The organism is Shewanella sp. GXUN23E (assembly GCF_050865035.1).
Taxonomy (GTDB): Bacteria; Pseudomonadota; Gammaproteobacteria; order Enterobacterales; family Shewanellaceae; genus Shewanella.
On record NZ_JBOZWP010000003.1, the window covers coordinates 235,775 to 257,781 of the forward strand.

General features: G+C 48.8%; 21 protein-coding genes and 1 pseudogene. 10 read left to right on the forward strand and 12 right to left on the reverse strand.

Annotated elements, in window-relative coordinates:
• Nucleotides 1–277: 277 nt before the first annotated feature.
• Complete coding sequence (locus ACRRUX_RS04840) at nt 278–1,831, reverse strand: anti-phage dCTP deaminase (protein WP_432527728.1); 1,554 nt, start codon at nt 1,829–1,831, stop codon at nt 278–280.
• Between the two features lie 72 nt (nt 1,832–1,903).
• On the reverse strand, nt 1,904–2,140 hold the full coding sequence (locus ACRRUX_RS04845; RefSeq protein ID WP_432527730.1) for a hypothetical protein: 237 nt from the start codon (nt 2,138–2,140) through the stop codon (nt 1,904–1,906).
• A gap of 284 nt (nt 2,141–2,424) precedes the next feature.
• On the opposite strand from ACRRUX_RS04845, the pseudogene ACRRUX_RS04850 reads away from it, so the two are divergent.
• The 5 genes and pseudogenes from ACRRUX_RS04850 to ACRRUX_RS04870 all read left to right on the forward strand — a co-directional run.
• Nucleotides 2,425–2,526: pseudogene (locus ACRRUX_RS04850) on the forward strand (alpha-amylase family glycosyl hydrolase); the annotation flags it as partial.
• A gap of 90 nt (nt 2,527–2,616) precedes the next feature.
• Nucleotides 2,617–3,651: a transposase gene (locus ACRRUX_RS04855; RefSeq protein ID WP_432527732.1), complete on the forward strand. Its 1,035-nt coding sequence runs from the start codon at nt 2,617–2,619 to the stop codon at nt 3,649–3,651.
• Between the two features lie 294 nt (nt 3,652–3,945).
• Entirely contained in the window at nt 3,946–5,118 is a 1,173-nt protein-coding gene (locus tag ACRRUX_RS04860) for a hypothetical protein (RefSeq protein ID WP_432527734.1), read from the forward strand.
• Nucleotides 5,119–5,381: 263 nt separating this feature from the next.
• Nucleotides 5,382–5,654 carry a GFA family protein gene (locus ACRRUX_RS04865; protein ID WP_432527736.1) on the forward strand — a complete coding sequence of 91 codons (273 nt, stop codon included), beginning with the start codon at nt 5,382–5,384 and terminating at the stop codon, nt 5,652–5,654.
• Entirely contained in the window at nt 5,651–6,109 is a 459-nt protein-coding gene (locus ACRRUX_RS04870; RefSeq protein ID WP_432527738.1) for a GNAT family N-acetyltransferase, read from the forward strand. Before ACRRUX_RS04865 ends, ACRRUX_RS04870 begins: the two co-directional genes overlap by 4 nt.
• A gap of 379 nt (nt 6,110–6,488) precedes the next feature.
• Here the strand turns inward: ACRRUX_RS04870 and ACRRUX_RS04875 are convergent, their stop codons facing one another.
• Together ACRRUX_RS04875 and ACRRUX_RS04880 are read right to left on the reverse strand one after the other, a co-directional pair.
• The gene (locus ACRRUX_RS04875; protein WP_432527740.1) at nt 6,489–7,757 is read right to left on the reverse strand and encodes a Rid family hydrolase; all 1,269 of its coding nucleotides are present in this window, start codon (nt 7,755–7,757) and stop codon (nt 6,489–6,491) included.
• 705 nt (nt 7,758–8,462) lie between these two features.
• Nucleotides 8,463–9,371 carry a LysR family transcriptional regulator gene (locus tag ACRRUX_RS04880; protein WP_432527742.1) on the reverse strand — a complete coding sequence of 303 codons (909 nt, stop codon included), beginning with the start codon at nt 9,369–9,371 and terminating at the stop codon, nt 8,463–8,465.
• Nucleotides 9,372–9,519: 148 nt separating this feature from the next.
• Between ACRRUX_RS04880 and ACRRUX_RS04885 the strand changes: the two genes are divergently transcribed.
• The gene (locus ACRRUX_RS04885; protein ID WP_432527744.1) at nt 9,520–10,200 is read left to right on the forward strand and encodes a type 1 glutamine amidotransferase domain-containing protein; all 681 of its coding nucleotides are present in this window, start codon (nt 9,520–9,522) and stop codon (nt 10,198–10,200) included.
• A 304-nt stretch (nt 10,201–10,504) separates the two neighbouring features.
• Nucleotides 10,505–11,185, forward strand: coding sequence for a haloacid dehalogenase type II (locus ACRRUX_RS04890; RefSeq protein ID WP_432527746.1), 681 nt, complete (start codon nt 10,505–10,507; stop codon nt 11,183–11,185).
• Between the two features lie 129 nt (nt 11,186–11,314).
• On the opposite strand, the gene ACRRUX_RS04895 is transcribed toward ACRRUX_RS04890, so the two are convergent.
• The 4 genes from ACRRUX_RS04895 to ACRRUX_RS04910 form a co-directional block, all read right to left on the reverse strand.
• On the reverse strand, nt 11,315–12,730 hold the full coding sequence (locus tag ACRRUX_RS04895; RefSeq protein ID WP_432527748.1) for a phophatidylserine decarboxylase associated domain-containing protein: 1,416 nt from the start codon (nt 12,728–12,730) through the stop codon (nt 11,315–11,317).
• A gap of 240 nt (nt 12,731–12,970) precedes the next feature.
• Complete coding sequence (locus ACRRUX_RS04900; protein WP_432527750.1) at nt 12,971–13,495, reverse strand: type II secretion system protein; 525 nt, start codon at nt 13,493–13,495, stop codon at nt 12,971–12,973.
• Nucleotides 13,496–13,778: 283 nt separating this feature from the next.
• Nucleotides 13,779–15,140: a hypothetical protein gene (locus tag ACRRUX_RS04905; RefSeq protein ID WP_432527751.1), complete on the reverse strand. Its 1,362-nt coding sequence runs from the start codon at nt 15,138–15,140 to the stop codon at nt 13,779–13,781.
• Nucleotides 15,141–15,398: 258 nt separating this feature from the next.
• Nucleotides 15,399–16,058 carry a cytochrome b/b6 domain-containing protein gene (locus tag ACRRUX_RS04910; protein WP_432527752.1) on the reverse strand — a complete coding sequence of 220 codons (660 nt, stop codon included), beginning with the start codon at nt 16,056–16,058 and terminating at the stop codon, nt 15,399–15,401.
• Between the two features lie 168 nt (nt 16,059–16,226).
• Between ACRRUX_RS04910 and ACRRUX_RS04915 the strand changes: the two genes are divergently transcribed.
• Nucleotides 16,227–16,721 (forward strand): helix-turn-helix transcriptional regulator, encoded by a 495-nt coding sequence (locus tag ACRRUX_RS04915; RefSeq protein WP_432527753.1) that lies wholly within the window; start codon nt 16,227–16,229, stop codon nt 16,719–16,721.
• A gap of 97 nt (nt 16,722–16,818) precedes the next feature.
• Here ACRRUX_RS04915 and rnk read toward each other — a convergent pair whose 3' ends face one another.
• From rnk to ACRRUX_RS04935, 4 genes are all read right to left on the reverse strand, one after another.
• Nucleotides 16,819–17,199 carry a nucleoside diphosphate kinase regulator gene (gene rnk, locus ACRRUX_RS04920; protein ID WP_432527755.1) on the reverse strand — a complete coding sequence of 127 codons (381 nt, stop codon included), beginning with the start codon at nt 17,197–17,199 and terminating at the stop codon, nt 16,819–16,821.
• 130 nt (nt 17,200–17,329) lie between these two features.
• Entirely contained in the window at nt 17,330–17,455 is a 126-nt protein-coding gene (locus ACRRUX_RS04925) for a hypothetical protein (protein ID WP_432527757.1), read from the reverse strand.
• A 343-nt stretch (nt 17,456–17,798) separates the two neighbouring features.
• A complete protein-coding gene (locus ACRRUX_RS04930; RefSeq protein WP_432527759.1) occupies nt 17,799–18,608 on the reverse strand; it encodes a hypothetical protein in 810 nt (269 codons plus the stop codon).
• A gap of 127 nt (nt 18,609–18,735) precedes the next feature.
• Entirely contained in the window at nt 18,736–19,488 is a 753-nt protein-coding gene (locus ACRRUX_RS04935; protein WP_432527761.1) for a class I SAM-dependent methyltransferase, read from the reverse strand.
• Between the two features lie 451 nt (nt 19,489–19,939).
• Between ACRRUX_RS04935 and ACRRUX_RS04940 the strand changes: the two genes are divergently transcribed.
• The gene (locus tag ACRRUX_RS04940; RefSeq protein ID WP_432527763.1) at nt 19,940–20,812 is read left to right on the forward strand and encodes a mechanosensitive ion channel family protein; all 873 of its coding nucleotides are present in this window, start codon (nt 19,940–19,942) and stop codon (nt 20,810–20,812) included.
• 112 nt (nt 20,813–20,924) lie between these two features.
• Nucleotides 20,925–21,785 (forward strand): hypothetical protein, encoded by an 861-nt coding sequence (locus ACRRUX_RS04945; protein ID WP_432527765.1) that lies wholly within the window; start codon nt 20,925–20,927, stop codon nt 21,783–21,785.
• Nucleotides 21,786–22,007: the final 222 nt, after the last annotated feature.

The following is a 22,007-nucleotide window of genomic DNA, read 5'->3' on the forward strand; positions in this document are numbered from 1 at the left end:
CGAAACCCTTCAGCGGCTCCAATGGGGAGTTAGTGTATTCCTTTACTCACGAGTTATACCTATCATATCCCTTATTCCTCAATACAATACGCGCGATTTAATACACTGGGTCTTGTAGGGAATACAATCATGCTTGAGTAAGGCGCTACCAGATGAATAATTGAAGAGCAAGCCTGTATCGTATGAAAGGACCCCATTAGAGCATGCCATCAAAGGTATAAGTGTTAATTATTAACGATGAAGGAGATAATTCCCCTTCATCATTCAAAACAGAGCTCTATGGCGCGGCTGGAATAGGCGATTTAAATTTCTCTTCTACATCTTCCGCTATTGCCGCCTCAAAATCAAAATAACTATCAAGATATTGAGAGTCAACATGGTATAAGTCATTCACTCTAATTCTAATTGCCTTTCCCTCTTCGTCTTTCCTATTACTTAAAGACTTAAAAAATCTTTCAAACATATCAGGAGATACACCCTCAAATGGATTAAAAATAACTTTATTATTTTCAGAGATATCAGTAATCGCATCTTGATGTAATTTTATTGCTAAACTTTTCTCATAAGGTTCGATATAAACGACTTTATGTATGCCTGCAGCAACGATATGCCGAGCACAGTTGTGACAAGGATATGTTGTTGCGTAAAGAGTTGAACCTATAGTTGATTCGGTCGTCAGTCTAGAGAGAGAAACAATAGCATCCATTTCAGCATGAATAGCCCTTGAATATTCAATAAGAGACTTTATCTTTGTTTCTTCAGAAATTCTATTTGTTAAAATAATGGCATCTTGTTCATTACTTACCTTAGTCTTAACGATATCCAAGATCTGTTCTTTTAATATGTTTTTATGTTGATCATTTGAACATCGACCTTTATGGACACATCGGAAATCACTACTTGAACTATCAGTATATAATCCCCCTCCATACTCTGGAACATCGTTACAGCCTGTGGCAATAATACGGCCTTGCTTATCTACAATGGCAGCGCCTACCTGTCTAGATAAACATGCAGATCTCAACGAAGCGGAATATGCAGCATGCATCCCAACCTCTTCTTCTGTAGGAGTAATACCATTATAGCCATGTATCAACTTAATAAAACGCTCTACTGACCTCTCCAGAAATACACTCTGATTATGAGTGTTTCTAATGAAAAAGTCAGATGATTCCAATGTTTTCTCTACTTGTTGACCATATTTATCATCGCTTTTGCGATCTCTTCTAATAAGATCATCGATTTCAGATTTATCTAGTCCTTCTTCCTCTAAATTAATTACTCTTTCTTTCTCTGTTCTAATAAGTCCAAACAAAAAGAAGTTTTTTGGGTAGACCTTTCTTAATATTTCCACTTCTGAAGGGTGTTTCAGCTGATCTACTATATATGCAATTTTTACACTTGGTTTTTCTACATTCCCATCAACTTCTGCACTCTTATTGTGAGCCTCTTCTCTACGATAGGAAATCTCTGTTACGGCACAACAAGCAAGAATATGATTTTCATGTTGCATTCTTAATTGATCACCTAAGTCCTGCAATTCAGTATAACGCTTTGCACCCTTAAGAGCATTTAGATTTGGACGTTTTGATGCATCTTGCTTATCAATTATCAGCTTACTTACTCTAATATGCTTAACTTCATAACCGAAAGATGTAAGTGTTCCTATCAATGTATTTTTCAAAGACTTGACGCCAGAACCAATAGCTCCACACAATCCAATTACCAACTCTTGTGATCTGCGACTATCGATTCTTTTAGATAAATCTTGTTTTTCTGTTTTTCGAACGTTCTGCTTATCTGTTTTTTGCTGAGCGCTTTCCCTAGCCATAAAAAAATCCTCAAGTATACTTGCTAAGTATATTTGAGGATTTTTTTATTAAAATCAACTAGCTGACAAAGATTACCACTTTAGTCTTGCGGCAGCCTTCAATACATTAGCTTTAGCACGCTCTCTACCTTTAGAAACAATAGAAAACTCTACAACTTTTGAGCTGTTTGGTTGCTTATCTTGCTTCTTCGCAGTGCTACTATCTCTGCTTTTATAATCACTAATGTACGAAACCATATGAATTCCTTGATTTTTATTGTTGTCGCCAAGTGTGTTGCACAACCAATAAAGAGGCGACATTTTACTCATATTTGCTCTCCTAGCAAGTTAAAGAATAATGCAGTCGTTTAGATTTTTCTATGTTTTGAGTTGTTAAAAATTATGACAATTCGTGCTTCTTGTATGTACACTTCGTCATGACACTACATATAGTGTTATGACCGAGCAATACACACAAAATACTGTTTTATTCATTTCAAAAAGCCGGGACATATATGGACGCTCCGAAAAGCCGGGACAGCCATGTCTTTTTGCACTCCCACCACCCCTCTACTAGGCTTTGAAGTCACATTCACCGCCTTTTGAGGCTCGCTATGACCACTGCCCGCCGTCAGTTGATTGATGCTGAGTCAACGCCCTTCTACCACGTGATAAACCGCTGTGTGCGCAGGGCGTTTCTGTGTGGTGAAGATAAACAGAAAAGCGGGGACAGCCATGCCTTTTTGCGCTCCCATCAACCCTCTACTAGGCTTTGAAGTCACATTCACCGCCTTTTGAGGCTCGCTATGACCACAGCCCGCCGTCAGTTGATTGATGCTGAGTCAACACCCTTCTACCACGTGATAAACCGCTGTGTGCGCAGGGCGTTTCTGTGTGGTGAAGATAAACATACCGGCCAAAACTATGAACACAGGCGCGGTTGGATAGTGAATAAAATCAAGCAGCTTGCCAGCGTGTTTTGCATTGATATTTGCGCTTATGCGGTGATGAGCAACCACTATCACCTGGTTCTGAGAATCGACACGCAAGCGCTTCGGCAACTATCACAACAGGATGTTATTACCCGCTGGACAACCCTGTTTAATGGCAATGTGATTGCCCATCGCTACTTACAGGGTGATGAACTATCTGAAGGCGAGCAACTCGTGCTGGATAAGCTGTTGACTGAGTGGCATGAACGACTGGGCAGCATCAGCTGGTTTATGCGTTGTGTTAACGAAGAAATTGCCCGTAGGGCCAACATAGAAGACAGCTGCAAAGGGGCATTCTGGGAAGGACGCTTTAAATCTCAGGCGCTGCTGGATGAACAAGCGCTGCTGGCCTGTATGATGTATGTGGATTTAAACCCCGTTAGAGCGGGCATCGCAGACTCAGTACAGGAGTCAGATTTCACCTCGGTTCAGGAGCGTATCAATGAACTCCGCGAACAAAATCCATCTGCCCAACCACAACGGCTTACCCCCGGCGATATTCAGCTAAAGCCCTTATTAATGTTCGATGGCTCTGTCGGTGAGCTAAAACAAACAGGTATTCCCTTTCACTTTGCTGATTATCTTGACCTTATTGACTGGACTGGCCGGGCGATCAGACCGGATAAGCGCGGAGCCATTGCTGCTACCCGTCCAAAATTACTGAATGAGTTGGGGATCGCAACGGATGCCTGGTTACTCTCGGCCAACGAGTTTCGCCGTCAATACAGCACCATTAGCGGCAGTTGGGATGCGATGTGCGCAATGAAGGAAAAATTCGGCGGCAAGTGGAGTCGCGGCAAAGGACACAGCCAAAATTTGCACCCGACAAACCTATCGCGATCTGTTTAAAGGACAATCCCGATATCCAGAAATGCCGATACCGGCACAATGTTGCCGACCGACGGTATAGATGCCAAAGCTTAATGCCGAGTTGTCGTATCGGGTCGACTGCCTGTTCAACGTAAATGGCACCAAGCGTCATTACCGCAGTGTTATGCGCTGCCTTCGCTGATTCATCTTCAGCCTCTACCGTCCCCGCAAACGTAGAAATTTTCATCTACAGGCAGACCGTCAAAGCAATATTTCTGCAATATATCACTCATAGGCTTTGCGCCTAGGGACGAACCATGACTAATAACATCAATGAAGATTTCCTCGCTTTCCTGGAGCAGCAGTGGCTTGCTGTTAATGCTGGCCGCTGGTTTGGCGGTAACGTCTTTTTGGGGACATCGACAGTGGGAGATACAACAACTGCAGGCCAATCAGCTGCAACAGGAAGAGCAGATGTTTCTCGCCGGGATCAGGCCTGCGATAGCCGGTTATCTTGCCAGCGGGGATGCAGGCAAGCTGCAGCTTGCTCATGAACAATTGAGTGAATTACAGCAGACACTTCCCGGCCAAAGCGGCGAAGAGTACACGGCGCTGCAGACTGAAATCACCACATTGCAATCCAGACTGACAGGATCTGTACGGGACGCAGGTAAACTTTCTGCCGAGCCAAGAGCCCTGCTGGCCAATGCTGAGCGGGAACTGCTGGACTTAAATCGCCGTTTGCAAAGCTATGCGCTGCAGGGCATATCCACGTATCCGGAAAAAGCGGCTGTCATCTTAGATATCTGCTCCGCACTGCCAGCGATTTTGTACCAGTCGGCGCAACTGTCTCAGCATTATTTGATCGACAGCCAACCCCAGTCGCAACAAGCACTGGAAAATGTCGTCAGTCAACAGCAAAGCTGGGGCGAAAAATTGCAGCAGTCCGAGCTACTGGGACTGTACTATCAGGAAGAATCAGATGAATTTGCGCTGGGCAATGCTCAGCCGGAGCGCTATGAAATCGGTGAAAACCTGATTGCAGCCATCGTCAGTCTACTGCAGCGTTACCCCAAAGAGATCCGCAATACCGAGCAGCTGCTCAATGCCAATCAGGCGGCAAAGCAGGCGCTGGCCGCCAGTACCAACGCCATTGAGCAAAGTTTGCTGGCCCTCTCCTCAAAGCAACGTCAGCAATTCAATCAGCGCCAGCAGCAACTGTCTTTGCTATTTACGCTGTTGAATGCTTCGCTGTTTTGCTTTGCGCTGGGTTTTTTATGGTTTCAGCGCAAACACATAGTCCTGCCGATCGCCCAGCTCAGGCAGGCCTTTAAAACGCTGCTGGAAACCGGCCAGCGCCAGCATCTGCAACTTTACAATCGTACCGAAACCGGCGATATCGCGGGATATTTCAACCGTTTGATAGACAGCTTCAACGCCGATGATGAGTCAGAAAGAGCGGACAGCCATAACTCTAAGTTCTTTGGAATCCATGTAACACATTGATAAATATCGCCATACCTTACTTTATGCAGGTCAGAATTAACTTCGCCAGCCACTCCTGCTGGACGCAGTGCTGACAAACTGCCAACAATGGTGACTGATTCTGGCAAAGATAAGGAAAGCGTATGGCGGGGCATCAGGTTTCCGGCGGCTGTCTGTGTGGTGCGGTGACAGTCACCTTCAATCAACCGGTGAAATGGGTGGCGCATTGCCATTGCAGCCAATGTCAGCGTACGCATGGTGCAGCATTTGTCACCTAGCTGGGGGTGGATGACACACAGGCCAGCATCAGTGATCCGCAATGCAAGCTCAGTTGGTTTGCCTCCTCAGCGCAAGCCAAACGAGGCTTTTGCAGCCATTGTGGCAGCAGCCTGTTTTTCACATCCGCTCGCTGGCCGGGAGAGTTGCATATCACCCGCGCCAGCCTGCATACGCCAATAGACACTCAGCCGATGGCTCATGTGTTTGTCGATACCCAGGTGGATTGGGTCGAGCTGACAGACCATCTCCCCAGAAAAACGGAAGCCGAAGTGTCATGAACCCCCTTCAGCCAACAACGGATGCAGCTCAGTGCCGCATAGCCAGGACTACAGATGCAGCCGCCATTGCCGTGCTGACGGCAGAGCTGGGATATCACACCACTGAGGCGCAAACCCTTGGCATTCTCACCACACTGCTGGGATCGCAAGAGCACGGAGTGTTTGTGGCACTGTGGCACGATGAAGTGGCAGGCTGGTTGGTGATAGAACGTCGGCTGACACTGGAAACCGGCTGGAAGGCGGAAATCACCGGACTGGTCGTCAGCGAAAAATGCCGCCGCAACGGCTTGGCGGAGACCCTGGTTAGGCAGGCAGAAGACTGGTGCCGACATCAAGGGTTGGAAAAGCTGCTGGTACGCTCTGATGTCAGGCGTGACGCGTCACACCGCTTTTATCAGGCCATCGGATTTACCCCGACCAAAGTCAGTCAGGTCTATTCCAAGTTGTTGTCTTAATTACTGATGGGACGAAGGCGTAGAGGTTGCGGTGAACCACTAACAGTCACTTAGGTCTATGCGACCAGTTCAACGACATCAGTTAGCCACGGGCGTGCAGAAAGACTCATATCACTGGGAGAAGGCAAAAAAATGAAGTCGGCACCTGCACTTCCATCCACTCTCATGGCCGAGTATGAACGCTAATAGACCAGACAAAAACACCCGCTGCCCTGACCTTGTCGACTGCCATAAAGCAATAAAATCATACAGTTAAAAATAAGCCAATGACATTCCATATTGGGGTGCCAGTCGACAGCGACCAATTTAACCAAGCGATAAAAAGGCGAAGACGTTGCTGTCTTCACCTTTTTCACCAACACATCAGACCCATAAGGGACTACTTGACGGCCGGTGGGGTACCTTCGCCGTTGGATACAATGGCATCCATCTGCACCAATGCACCAGCCGGAATGGCCGCCACGCCAATAACCGTTCTGGCAGGCAGCTCACCATTGAAGAAAGTGGCATACACATCATTGATGGCTTCCAAATCTGCCACATTAGTGACCTGGATATTAACTTTGACGATGTCGTCCATCACGTGGCCAATACTCTCCACAATGGTTTTTATATGGTTCAGACACTGTCTGGCCTGTTCATGAATGCCCCCGGCGACAATATTACCGGTTTGCAGATTCAGCGGCAGCTGACCGGAAATGTTGTTGTAATGGGAGAAAGCGACGGTTTGGGTTGACAGCGGACTGACCGGTGCCAGCTCAGTATTGTGCGGTTTGATGACGATACCGTGGCGATCTTCCACCTTTTGCGGCGGCGTACCATCGCCATGAGAAACAGTCGCATCAATCTGCACCAGCGCATCCATCGGCAGGCCGCTGGTCACCACCACAGAACGTGCAGGCATATAGCCAATAGTTCTGGCTATGCCGCAGTCTGGGAAGAAAGTGGTATAAGCCTGATTAACGGCATCCAGATCAGCCAGATTGCGCAGATGGATATTGATTTTGACAATGTCATCAAATGGCACATCAATTCCCGCCAGAATGGCCTTGATGTTTTTCAGACATTGAGTCGCCTGCTCTTTGGCACCACCGACGACTATGTTGCCACTGCTGACATCAATCGGCAGCTGCGCGGCAACATGGCTGTAGTGGGAGAAAGCCACACAGTGGCTGGCAAGAGGGCTGACAGGCGCGGCAGCGACATTACGGACAATTTTCACCAGATCGCAGGGAGCCTGGGTTCCTGAACCTTCACCATTGGTGATCACCGCATCCATCTGCACCAGTGCGCCGGCCAATGGTAAGGCGGCTACCGCCAATACCGTGCGGGTAGGCTGATAGCTGGCGAAGAAGCGGGCATAAACTTCATTGACAGCTTCCAAATCCATAATGTTCTTCAGGTACACGTTCACCCGTACCACATCATGCAGTCCATGACCTATGCTCTCAACGATCGCCTGAATATTAGCCAGACACTGAGCTGCCTGGACTTTTACATCACCTTCAACCAACTTGCCGCTGACAGCATCCACCGGCAGCTGAGCAGAAATATTGTTGTAATGAGAGAATGCGACTGTTTGGCTACAGGCGGCATTTAATGGTGCCTGCTCCGTGTTTCTTGAAACTTTGATGATACCGCTGGTCATATCCATCTATTCCCTATTTGATATATTATTAAAGGAGATAATTCATATTGCCTGTTTTCCGATAGAACCTGGTTGTTTTTCATCTATTAAATAATAATAACCATCATGCAATCGGTAATATTTATATATGCTGGCAGGAGTTATAATAAATAATTAAAGAGTAAAAAGAATGATCAAGATCGTATTATCAACAGATTACAACTTATATGTGTTTTTATAAAAATCAGCAAACGCACCACAAAAACAAACACCAATAAACTAAGCAACAACACAGAACATTAAACCGATATTAAGCACAAACAAAACACAATACTCCGACATTAAAGCCAATAAGGCGGCATCACCAATCTAGCCTCACGTTAACTGAAATCATCAAACTCAGGAACTAAAAGATTCGTCAGGCATATCTTGCCGGTCAATAAAAATAACTAATGCCAGACCACCAACCAATATAAAACAAATGACTCAACCAGATTTTTACAGCCCAAAGCAGAGGAGTTCAGCAATCCAATAAAATAACAAATGAGAATATATAAACCGAAAAATAGTCTCCCAATCAACACCTGTTAATTCGGCGTTTCTGGGCAAACAGCTATCTCTCATCTCAATCGAGGTTTCACCTTCCGGGTAATGATATCAGTCTGCGCTTATTCAAAGTTCATTGCGCCGCGATACAGGCGCAACAGCAGAGCGAAAATCGCTCTGTCAGCGCCCCTGCATCATTTCCGCAGCCAGCTGCTGTATTGTCGAGCGCAGCCAGCGATGAGCAGGATCAAGGCGATAGCGGACATGCCAGCCCATTTGCACCGGAAAGGTGCCCAAATCAACGGGAGCAGGCAATATTTTAAGACGGGGATCCCGCTCGAGGCTTTTACAGATAAGCCAGGGCAGAGTTGCGCAGTAATCTGTCACAGCCAGCATTTCAGGCACGGCCAGAAAATGGGTAACCGAAACGGCCACGTCCCGCCTGAGATTTTGCTTCTCAAGCGCATGAAACAACCCGGCGCGCATTTTTCCCGGGGGCAATACATTCACGTGTTTGAGCTTTTCATATTGCTCACGGGAAATACTGTTACCGATACCGGGATGGTCTTTACGCACGACACAGGCCAGACCGTCGTCCATCAGATGTTGAACAATAAAGTTGTCCGGCAGAGAGACAATCCGCCCCAGAACCATCGCAGTAGTCCCGGAAATGGCGCCGGTTTCGGCGATATCGTTGCCAAATGCGGTCATCCGAAACCTGATATTGGGTGCCTGCACCCGCGTTTTTGCAATAAGGGCCGGCATCAACACCAGTTCCACATAACTGTTGGGCGCCAGCGTGAACAGACGCTCGGCGTTTTCAGGCTGAAATGTCTGCTGATTCAGAACCAGCTCATCCAGCTGCGCCAGAGCCACTTCAATCCCTGGCGCCATCTCTTCCGCCAACGGCGTCGGCTTGATGCCATACCTTTCCCGAATAAACAAAGGGTCTTGAAAAGTATCCCGCAGGCGATTCAGGGTATTGGACAATGCAGGCTGAGTCATGCCCAGACGCTCAGCAGCCCGGGTCACGCTGCGCTCTTCCATCAGCATCAGAAATACCGGAAACAGGTTCAGATCGTATCTCATCCAGATATATCCTCGTGTTTATATCTAAGATTGTAGAACTAAATTTCTTAAATATGTGGGAAGGCGTCAGTATCGTCTGACCAATCGCCGACAGGCGGGTCTGAATCGCGCTCAGCCAATGGCGCTTATTTAACAGAAGGATCCCAAGATGAAAGTTCTGATAGTACTGACCTCTCACGATATGCTCGGCAATACCGGCAAGAAAACCGGGTTCTGGCTTGAAGAGCTGGCGGCCCCTTATTACACCTTCAAAGACAAAGGGGTTGAAGTCGTGTTCGCATCACCTAAAGGTGGACAGCCGCCACTTGACCCCAAAAGCAATGAACCCGGGTTCCAGACCAAAGATACCCAGCGGTTTGAGAATGACTCCGGGGCGCTGGCGCAATTGGCAACGACCGCAAGACTGGAGCAGGTTAACCCGGAAGATTTCGATGCCATATTCTACCCGGGCGGCCATGGACCACTGTGGGATCTGGCGGAAGATGAGCGCTCAATTTCGCTGATTGAAACCTTTTTGGCGGCAAATAAGCCGGCAGCGCTGGTGTGTCACGCACCAGGAGTATTGCGTCATGCCAGGAAACCTGATGGCCGACCGCTGGTCGAAGGCAAACGGGTAACGGGCTTTACCAATACCGAGGAAGCGGCGGTGGAACTTACTGAGATAGTACCGTTCCTCGTTGAAGATGAACTGAAAGCCCGGGGCGGATACTTCTCGCGCGGCGATGATTGGGCACCCTATGTGGTCGAGGACACACTGCTTATCACCGGGCAAAATCCGGCATCGTCAGCGCCAGTGGCCAAGGCGCTGCTTAACCGGCTTGGCATGTAAGCGCAAATGGGGCAAATGCTCAGGTTCAGTCTCGCGCCTTCGTTCGTCAGGTATAACCGCCTGACTCAAATGACGTTTTAAGGCTGGGCCGGGCTGCCGCCAATCACCCAAACCGGCAAATCCGCCGCGTTCTGTACAGTCAGCGGCTTTCAACACTGAGAGTAGCTGTCGGGCGATGTCGTAATCCCGGCATTGTAATCATGCCGGGGTTAAACCAGACTGGGGTTTGGGGAGCGGGCATTGCAATGGCGCGCTCCTTAATCGTTCTTACAGAGAAGCAGTATGTCTCAACAGGAGGTCTGTCATGCCCCGTGATACTTTGCTGTTTGATATCAATGAGTCAACGCTCAACCTGAATAATCTCAAACCCTTGTTCAAGGATGCATTTGGTGATGAAGAGCGAATGTCGCTGTGGTTCTTCACCCTGCTGCATACCTCTACCGTCTGCGCATTGACCGGAGTGAAAACTGACTTTGCCTCTCTGGCTCGGGCCGCACTGGCCTCGCTTGAGGTCAGATTTGACCGTCCGCTGTCAGATCAGCAGCGCAATGGCATTATCGAGGCTTTCGCGGCGATGCCACCTCATGGAGATATGCCGGCAGCCCTTAAGCAGCTCAGACAGGCTGGTTATCGCATTATTGCGTTCACCAACTCGTCACTGAACTTTGTAAAGATGCAAATCAACAATGCCGGCCTGGCTGACGACTTCGATGACTATGTTTCGGTGGAACAAATTGGCAGCTTCAAGCCGGACTTAAAGGCGTATCAGTATGTTGCCTCAGCAGTTAACCGTCCGCTCAGTGAATTAAGGCTGATTGCAACCCACGACTGGGATACCCACGGCGCACTGAGTGCAGGCATGCAGGCGGCTTACATTGACCGCACCCATCTACCCTACAACCCTTACTATCTGCGACCTGAAATCTGCGAGCAGCAAATGGATACTCTGGTGCAGCGGATTATTGCGGCAGATAAACACCGGTAATCCGGACGCTTCAGACGCCAGCACAGCCGCGCTTGCAGAAAAAGAACGGCATGAACAGAAGAGACGGACAAATCTGCCAGGAAAATCCCTGAGCAGATTTGTCATGATAGTAAAATTCAGTCAGATCAATCAGTTGTTAACTGAGGCGATAACACTGCCCACCGGAATCGGCTTGTCATCGTTGCGGTGACTGATGGCATTAATCGCCCAGTCTTCCAATTTCGCCCTGTCTTTCTGGAAGATCATCATATGAGTAGAACCACCGAATTCGAAGTGACCGATTTCAGTGCCTCGACTGATGGCAACCGGCTCCTCACCTTCACCCACCATATAGTAGCTTGGCTCAATCATGCAGGTAGAGACTTCCACCATACCGATACAGACCAGCGCCACATAACCAAAGGCTTCATGTTCAAAAATAAAGATAGCCCGGGTAGCAACCTGACCTAGATATGGCTGGGATTCAGTACCTTCCCAGGTGCCGACATTTTCTCCCTGACCCGGACGCTGGGCGAAGTAGGTGCCGGGTTGAACCCAGGAGCGCACAATCTTACCGGTCAGCGGAGCATTCCAGCGGTGGTAGTGGGTTGCCGACAGGAAGCCCTGATAGATCTGGCCACCTTCAAACAACTTAGCCCACTGCCGCTGACCGCCAAAAATATCCAGCAGAGAGTAGTTAACGTCTTTAACCCAGAAGTCGCTTTGCAGTGACACATCCGTTGCATATTGCCAGGGTGTGGTTTCACAACCTATGTTGATCTGGGTGCGCTCATCCCCGTGGAATGGTCTGGCTCCGGGCACAAATTTGCGCAGGAAGAAATCATTCCAGGAATTATAACCATAGCCAGGCTTATTCTTATCATGGACCATTTGATCCCAGACACCGGCATCCCACGCTGCTTTGGAAATCCATGAACCATTTTTTTCAGGATCGGTAATATCCAGTTTATCCAGTGAACGACCGCTTTTCAGGAAGGTATTCCAGGCATTCAATACATTTTTAAAACGCTTGTTGAATGTTACATCGTGGAATAATGCCAAGCCTGAGTCAGTTGCCATGGCGACCGCCAGAAAACCATTCATAGGAGTTCCGACCATAGCCGAGGTATTGAATGATGGCGAAGTACAAATAATTTCATTAAGAATCTCAAAGAAACTATCATAGCTGTCGATCCAGATAGCGTCACCATCGCCTCTGATTTCCTGCTTGGTTTTCTCATCGAGATTTCTTATAAAATTATTCGCCTCTTCAATCATCGATAATACTCTCATGCGGTATACACTATGAGATGTTACCCATGATTTAAATTTCTGAATTTCAGGATGAAGCGGTTCAAGTGCGCCGGATAATTTTTTACTCTGAATATGTTCACGTAATGGCACCAGGAATTTGGAGGTTGCCCATATACGGTTTGGTAACCAGAACCCCATTTGCACCGGACCTGAATTTTCAATATTTCTGATATTGGATTGTTGTCCTTCGATGGCACGTTCAGTGGTACTTGGTTGCCTGTCACTTGCTGGTGAATTCATAATGCACTCCATATTTAGTCACGCTAAATGAATTCACTACAAGTTAGAATAACTGCGGCCCTTTATAAAGCACTTCCGGCAATATGACGCATATTTCATTGGCGCTTCATTAAATTCAAATTCTTAAAATAAATATTGAATATAGCTAAGCAAGGTGCAGCGCTGAAATACGCAGGCAACTGCCCATCGTTTGCTGTCGATACCCGGCAACATCGGCAGACGTCTGGGGAGATGCCCGAAGATCTGCTGCCATCAACAGCCGGAGGTATCGATGCTGAATCCCTGGGTTGTGCCGCTGTGGGCGTATTGGGCATAACACTTGCCGTTGCCCAGGCTGACATCGTTTTCATCCAGCGGGAATCCGATACGCGAAACACTGTTGGTCTCATACACGAACACCCGACCATAGCGGGCGGTATGATTGCCTCCGGCAAAGGACTCTGTGTCGGGATCGCCACCGAGATTGATAAAGGTCTGTATCAGAAAACGTGCAGGATTGGTCGACTCACTGCGGGTCTCAGGATAGGCATTGTGAAATTGATAGGGCCCGAAATCGGTATCAACAGTTACATCGGCACCGGTTTTCCCCTGAATTTCAGCCTTTACATGCAACAGGGTAACAGCGCTTTTCAGAGACCCCAAAAAGCCTTCAACCGTGGCGGCCCTGGCATCATTTTGCAGATTGATAAACTTTGGCGCCGCAGTAACCGCCAAAATGCCCAAAATCAAAATGACCACCACCAGTTCAATCAGAGTAAATCCTTGTTGCTTGCTCATGTCTCAGTCCTTAACGTCGGCAAACCGCAAATTCAGGCAAGGATGTTATTAAAGGCTGATTATTTAGGCAAACAGGAATTGCCATGGTTGAATATTTTGAGTGTTGATTAATTTGCAAAATATAAACCCTAGCGCAAACCAGAAATCAGAAGTACCGGCTGATAGCGCTCAAATCCTGAAGGCACTGCCACGCCTTTTTATGGCATCAACAAATAACCAAGCCACGGTACATCAGTGCTCCGTGACTTGAGTGATTCGAGGTTAACGCCAGTGCCAGCCCGTACTATTGGAATGCCTGCAGTCGATAGCCCCAGGTTTGGGTGTCGTCCGGAGTCAACACCAGAGTGAAATCCAGATTATCCCTGAGCTGCAGCGCCTGGCGATGCAGCAGCGTCAGGGTATCGTTGTCCTTGCGCTTGACTACAGTCACTGTGTAGCTGTCTCTGGGTAGAGTGATCTTCAGGTTCTCGGTAAAGTCCCACTTGGTCACCTTGTAGTCCGCCGTTTCCACTGTCTCATCGTTGCGCACAAAGTACACCTCCAGCCCGGTGGTTCCGGGAGCCAGATTCATCAACTGCACTTCGTATTGGTAACTGCGGGGCGTCAGATTATGACTGATGACAGTACCACGCAGTTGCTGTTCGGCGTCGGGGTACAGCAGAATCGACTTGGAATCACTCTGGTTGTAAGTCACCAGCAGGTTATTCAGCAACATTTCGCCGCTGGCAACATCGCTGACCGCGACGTCATAGTCACCAAAACGGGTAGGCGTAAAATTGGATATCGTCCATTTGCCAACCTGAAGCTCATGATCATCGCCGGACTTCCCTTTGATTTGCGCCTTGAGCACATCAAATTGCTGAACCCCGTTATAAACCCTGAACTGTACCTGCTCATCAATATCCGGCGCTGAAGTCACCTCTTTGCTGCCGCTGAGTACATCCAGCTTAACCCCCGCGGTGGCCGCCCCAAATGCAGGCCGGATAACCAGTTTATAAACGGTTTTGGTATTAAGACTCAGTTCAGCAGTCGTAAAGAAAGGCTCATTGCTGCCCGCCCTGGCGAGATAAACCACGTATTTTCCAGTTTCCAGAATCTCAGGTTCAGTACTGTCTTTATATGCAATTTGCCCCAGATATCTGGCACCGCTGAAGCCATCATCCTTCTTACCGATATAAATCCCGATATCGTCACTGTCTTTACTGATATGAGCGCCGATAACCTGCATATAACTGGTCTTATCGTCATTGTCGTTCTTCTCATTCAGAGCAGTTGTCGTGAACTGAATATCTATAAAATCAGTTTGCTCATAATCTCCCGCCAGAATGAAAAGGTGGTTGTCACCAGCCGCCAGATTTATATCCTGTGCGTGAAACTCCACCTCACTGTTTTCTGCATTTTTACCGATAACTTTCAGAGAATTGCTGCCGGTTGATACAGAGTATCGCTGCATAGCCTGGCCAAAATTTAACGCGCTGTAATCTTTGTCTTCAAGGGATAGGTAGGTTGACGTACTGTCTGGTGAGCCATTGTAATACTGCACATAAGCCACCGCTTCCTGAGAGTCATCTTTGCTGTCACTACCACATCCTGCGACAGTTAATACCATTCCCAATGCCAACAACAGTTCTGTTGTTATTTTCACTTTCGCCTCCACAATCAGATTTACACTTTTTGCAAAACGACTCCTTGCATTAGCTCCGACTGAATTAAGACGAAATTAGTTCAGGATATTTTGTGACACTTTGTATCGGCATCAATATTTCAATCTACCAGAAAGCCAATTTAAAACCGGATAGCCTGGCAAAACCACAGATACCAGTGGCATCACCTGAGTAAAAACAACGTGCATTTCTGTTCGTCAACGGCAGTGTCATCCAGCGGTCGCACCCGCCACCACACCTCACTCTTTACCCGATTTGAAGCCGGTAATCATAGCTCTTACCAGATTTTCACCATGGGCACGGGAGGATAAGTACACACCCGCCAGATGAAGCACCACCAGCAACAGCGTAAAGTTGACGAAAAACTCATGAATCTCTTCCCAGAATTCTTCGCCCTCATGCTCTTTCGTCGATGCCTGGTCGCTGTGATGTCGCTCATCTGCATCAGCTTTTTCTGCTGAGCCAGACACAGAAATATTTGCATGTGCGCCATTGTCGATTGCCGTTACCCGGGCGATGGCAAACGGCCCCTCACCTTCGTAACCCAAAGTTTTAAGGCCGCTGAATCCGGTACCCAGCAAACTGACCAACAGGGCCACCACCATCAGTCCACCGGCCGGATTGTGGCCCTCATAATGTGCTACTGAACCACTGAACAGGCTTTTGAGGTAACGGAATGCGGCCACCGGCGAGCGCACAAAATCTGAGAATCTGGCGTGTTTGCTGCCAACAATGCCCCATACCAGGCGCACCAGAATCAACCCCAGAATCACGTAACCACTGATCACATGCAGCGATTGCCACTCATCCCCCGACAGATAACTGACGATAAAGGCCAGTACCAGCGACCAGTGAAACACCCTGACCAATACATCCCAGACATATTTTTTATCTTGCATGGCAAACGCTCCTGTGTGATGAGTAAATAAAGACGCCGGATGACCGCGCGTCTACCCGAATTCGGTGTGGAAATTATCGGTTTTCACTCTGCCGAATACATGGGGCAAACGCCTGAAATCCATGGTTTTAGGACATATGCCGGATAACCAAAACCACAGGGACGGAGCATGCAGGGAAAAGATGCCATCACCATAGGTGTACTGCTGCTGGTGATATTGGCCAGTGGTCATGATTTGTATGCAGATATCAGCCAGGGCGCGTCCCGACTGCATTTACTGCAAGAGGGGCTGTTACTGTTGGTTGCAAGCCTGCTGCTGAGCTGGATTCTGACCAGTCTGCACCGACAAAGACGGGAAATCACCGCGTTGAAACAGGCACTTGAAGACGCCCGTAACCTGCCACTACCAACGGACGCAGGATTTCTCGATGCAAGACACAGATTGTCAGAAGTCATCGCCCGACAATTTCAGCAATGGGACCTGTCCCAAAGTGAGCAGGAAGTGGGGCTGTTGTTGCTTAAAGGGTTATCGCTGCGGGAGATTTCATTATTGCGGGGCACGGCAGAAAAAACCATTCGCCAGCAGGCTTCCGCCATTTACAAAAAGGCCGGAGTTAATGGCAGGCACGCCTTTGCGGCCTGGTTTATAGAAGACTTTCTTTGAAAGGCGCTGGCAACCCCGGGCCACCTTGCAACAGCAAACCAGCCCGGAGCAGCTATTCAACCAACGATGTCAGGGATGACATACCGCCCTGACATGCTCACTGTTGCATCACATCAATGATTTCGATGGTTTTGACTTTTTTATTGGGCATTACCCAGTCGAGCTGCTGACCTTTTGAAAGGCCAATCAACGCGCTGCCTACCGGTGCCAGAATAGAAATATCATCCGGCCCCTCAATATCCACGGGATAAACCAGCCGCTTGATATAAACCTTCTCTTCGCCGACAAAACGGAATATTGCCGTTGAGTTCATGGCAATCACGGTTTGTGGCATTTCATGGTTATCAAAAACACTAGCTCTGGCAAGCTCCTCTTCCAGCGCGCCAATATTGTCAGTCGCCATATTGGGCTCTTCCAACAACGATAAAATACCATTCAAATCATTTTTTGAAATATAAATAGGAATATCTGCAGACATATTAAACCCAACAGAATAAAAGCTATCAGCCAATCACCGACAGCTTAAATATAATGACACTAACTTAATATCGACGATAAGACACAGGCATCATGCCGGTGCATAGGACATTGGTTGAAATCAAGCCCGCTCAGTCAGCCACACCGGACTTTTTCTTGCGGACGTTTACAACGCAATTGTCTTCGTGTTTATGACGTTTCAATCGCCGTTTTTCTTTTATTGTTAACTGCGACTTTTTCATATTTTTCTTGTCCATGATCACTCCTGAATAACCCAGTCCAGCGAATAATAAAATCCACCGGACAGCAAAAATAAATATTGATATTTATGCAAGGCACATCAACAGCCTGAACACTATATTAGTATCGGTATTTTTTATTTCAAGCCAGTTAATCAACCATTATTTAACAAGAAGTTGAAAAGACTAATTATCACTATATATTGGGCGTAAGTCTTGAAACGGCTACAACCCCGAAAGTTTATGCGGTAAAAGGCCAAAAATAGACACAAAATAAAGATGTGGATTGGCAAAGTTCGCCACAAACAGACACCTCTGCTGCAGCCAACCTTGCCGACACCGGCATGGACAGGGAAAGAAGTTACCAGGGAACCGTCATATACAGACGAAACAGCGTGTCGGTATCCCAGGGCAAAATCGGCAGATAGTCAGGATCACCTTTTGGCAGGTGATCATAAGGGTCGAGGTTGTAACGGCTTTGCTCCAGCGACAAGACCATCTCGGAGTCAGCCACCCACTGACTGGTATCCGCCGTCAGGCTGGCGCGATATTTGGTTTCCAGAGTTTCGCTGCCATCCGCCCAATACTCCACGCCCGCCGCCAGCTTCCAGCCCGGAGCCAGCATATAGTAACCACTGGCATCGACAGTCCAGGCGGTGGCATCGTTGCCAAACTCACCGCGCTCAAAGCCGCGTTCCTTGGGCACATCATCGTCTATCTCCAGAAAGAAGTAGCCCACCCCGGCCTGCGCCCTGGCGCCAAATGCAGGACGGGCATAGTCAAGCACCAACGAAGGATAGAACTTAATCTGCTTTTCGACCGAACTGACGGTATTACGCTTACCGCGCAGATCGACCTGCCAGTCCAGCGACAAATTTGGCGTCAGCGTCAGCCAATTGCCACGAACAAAATAAGCAGACTGAAACCATACCGGAATATGGTCTGGGTCCAGCTTGTCCTTGTCGATATCCACATACACATCGGCATTGCCTTTGGCGACTATGCCGTTATCACTCAGGTAGTCGAAACTCAGCGCCACGTTGCCGCCAAAAGTATCAGAACTCTCTACCTGAAAATCATGCACGCCATAGCTGAGATACCAGTCCAACCCCGACGCTGAGGCGGGAGTCGCGCCCAATAGTGCCAACATGCCAGCAATTGTGTATTTCATATTTCCTCTGTTTCCTGAAGCCTTCAAGGATGAAGGCATATCTGTCTTTCTGATATTTACTGTACAACATTCAGGCATAAACGAAACAATGACCAGCACGTCCGGCCGCCTGCAATGACCCTTGCTGTTATTCCTCATCACCCCGGGAGCCCGGTTTTTGCGCTGCGATCAGCAACAGCATTGGCCGTTGCGCCTCTTCCGCCAGCGAAGGTAATCTGGCGATCTGCCGGGTCGTTGGTCCCCATTCCTGTAAATGGCGCAGCATAAAACCGGCATTCAGCAGGCAATTAATGGTTGTTCCGAGAGTTCTGTGGTACTTGATGACGCCTTTGGCCAGCCAGTCACTCTGACGTTCACCTTCGGCCTGATAGTCGCTGACGCCCCAGAAGCGATTCCCCTGATCATCCACTAGCCAGCCCTGATGGGGTGAGCAGGTAAACACAGGATGCTCGGTAGAAAACACCAGCCAACCACCCGGTTTCAACCCCTGATATGCCTGCTGGAATACCGATTCAAGCTGCGGTAAATAATGCAGCGCCAGCGAGCTGTAAATCAGATCCGCACACTCGCCGGGCAAAGTCAGCGAATTGAGATCATCCTGTCGATACTCAATCGCACTGTCCCGGGTCATTTCCCGCGCCTTTTGCAGCATTTTGGCAGACAGATCGACACCAAGTACGCTGGATGCCCCCAGCTCCCGCGCTGCACGGCAAAACCAACCATAACCACAGCCAAGATCCACCACCTTGCGCCCGTTCAGTGCTGGCAACATGGCCTTAATTGCCGGCCATTCCGGCGCACCATCCAAGCCATGAACCGAGCGGGGCAGCTGCCCATAGGCATCAAAAAATGCCTGATTGTCATAAATATTCTGCGACATAAAAGTCTCCATTGTGGTTTTCTGAACGGATAAAAAAGCGAACGGTGACCCGTTCGCTTGAAGATTGCCTGTGTGGCAGATACGAAAAGGGCCACGGATGAAGATTCATCTGTGGCCCTGAAGATTTTCGCCTGCACGCAGTCACCTTTCCGGAAGAAAAGGTTATCTGCGCAACATGGCGACAAATTGGGAGAAAGCTCAGGCTTTCAGTTCAGGCTCCGGACAAAGCTTCATCGCATGCATAAGTACGGAGCACACTCGGGTCACGCGCTGATCCGAGGCAAAAAGAGTCATGGAAAAAATCCCTGATAAATGTGGAGCCGATTCTAGGCTGACCAAAGGCGATTAACAACTCTCCCCAACCTCACTTACGTCTTTTGTGCTGGCGACATTTCAACCAGATGAATATAGAGTAACAATGGCAAAGCTAACCGGAACAGGAAGCCCGCTGATGGATAAACTCTCCAGCCTGCTGAATTACCCTCTTTTCAGCCTGAATGACAGGGTCATTACCCTGGCTGAGGTGCTGGCACTGCCGCTGTTGATCATTGTCAGCTTTTTATTACTGGGTTTTGTCATCCGCATTGTTAAAACCAGGATGAAAGCCAAAAACAAAGATCCGAATCTGATCCAGCTGGTCGAGCGGGTACTGTATGTGCTGGTCATCGCCATGGTGTTTATTACCAGCCTGCAATTGCTCAACATCCCGATTACCGCCTTCGCCTTCCTGTCCGGTGCCATTGCCATTGGCTTTGGTTTTGGCGCCCAGAACATCATCAACAACTTCATCAGCGGCTGGATCCTGATAGGCGAAAAGCCAATCAAAATCGGCGATTTTCTCGAGGTGGAAGGGGTTAAAGGTGTGGTCGAGGAGATCAATACCCGCTCCACCCGGGTACGACGCACCGACGGCGTGCACATGCTGATCCCCAACAGCAAATTACTGGAAAATACCGTCATCAACTGGACCCTGAGAGACCGGCTGGTACGGGGCACGGTATTGGTTGGCGTGCAATACGGCAGTGATTGTGATCGGGTTGCCGCCATCATGACGGAGGTGGCCAAAGCTCAGCCTGAAGTGCTGCCCATGCCGGAAGCAACGGTGTTTTTTCAGGACTTTGGTGACAACGCGCTGATGCTGGAGATTTACTACTGGATCAATTCCACCCTGGATGGCGGCCTGCGGCAGGTCTCCAGCAATATCCGCTTCGAGCTGTACCGCAGATTTAATGCCGAAGGCATAGTGATCGCCTTCCCGCAGCGGGATATCCATCTGGATGGTAGTCTGACACTGCTCCAGCCGCCGCCCCGTTCAGAGTCTTGAATGTTACTCACTACATTAGCAAATTCAGTAGCATGCATTACACTACAAGAGCACAAAGCGACTGAATTACGCCCGACTGCCGGGCCATGAAAAACAAAAGCAGGGAGAGCAAATGCGCGCAGGGAAAGCAGCAATCGGCCTCATATTGGCTATCGGGACGCAAACCGCTTACGGCGGCGACTGGCGTATCAGTGTCGGCGGTTTCTATGCGGAGTCAGACTCCAGCATCAAAGTGACCGACCCCATTGTGGGCAATGATTTTAAGCTGGATCTGGAAACAGATTTACGCCTGGAAGAATCCCTGCTGTTGCCCTTCTTCGAGTTGAGCTACTCGCCGTCTCCCGGCCATTTGTGGTATCTGGACTGGAAGCAATTGCATCGGCAGGGCGAAAACCAGGCCATCACCCGTCCCTTTGAGGTCAACATCAAAGATACCGTGTATCAGGTGCAGGCCGGCGCCCACCTCAACACCCGGCTGGACATCGACATCATCCGCCTTGGCTATGGTTACGACCTCTACCAGGCCGATGACTATACCCTGACGGCAACCCTTGGCCTGCACACTATGTTGATCGGCACTGTGCTGGAAGGCGAAATCGGGGCTTGTCTTGCCGGAGAGTTGGGTAATCAACAATGTGGGCAAACCCCCATTCCCCGGGTGGTGGAACATGATGTGACCGCGCCACTGCCGGATATCGGTATTGCCGGTCGCTATCAGCTGTGGCCGGGCGTCGAACTCAACGGCCACTTTCAATATTTCTACATCAAACTCAGCGATCTTACCGGCGGACTGACCGATGCCAAACTCGGCGTTTCGGCCAATATAGCGAAGGATTGGCAAATCTCGCTGGCATACAATTATTACAGAGTGAACGTCGAAGTCAGGGACACTGTCCACGACATTAAAGTCGCTGACTACAATGTCCGCTACAGCTTCACGGGTCCCAATCTGTCAGTCAGCTATCGGTTCTGATGGACACTGGGATTGCCCTGTTCATACAGACCCGGCGTGAGACAGGACACCGGCGTGTTCCTTTGGCACAGCCCCTGGACTATGCTCTGAGAAAGGGCCCTGAGAAAGGGCCCTGAGAACGAACACTGAAAACCGGCCTTTAAAACCAGCCCCCAGATAAGTCCTAAAACATAATCAAACTTCAGCCGCCTGACACCCAGGCGGTCTGCCCGACGATCCTGG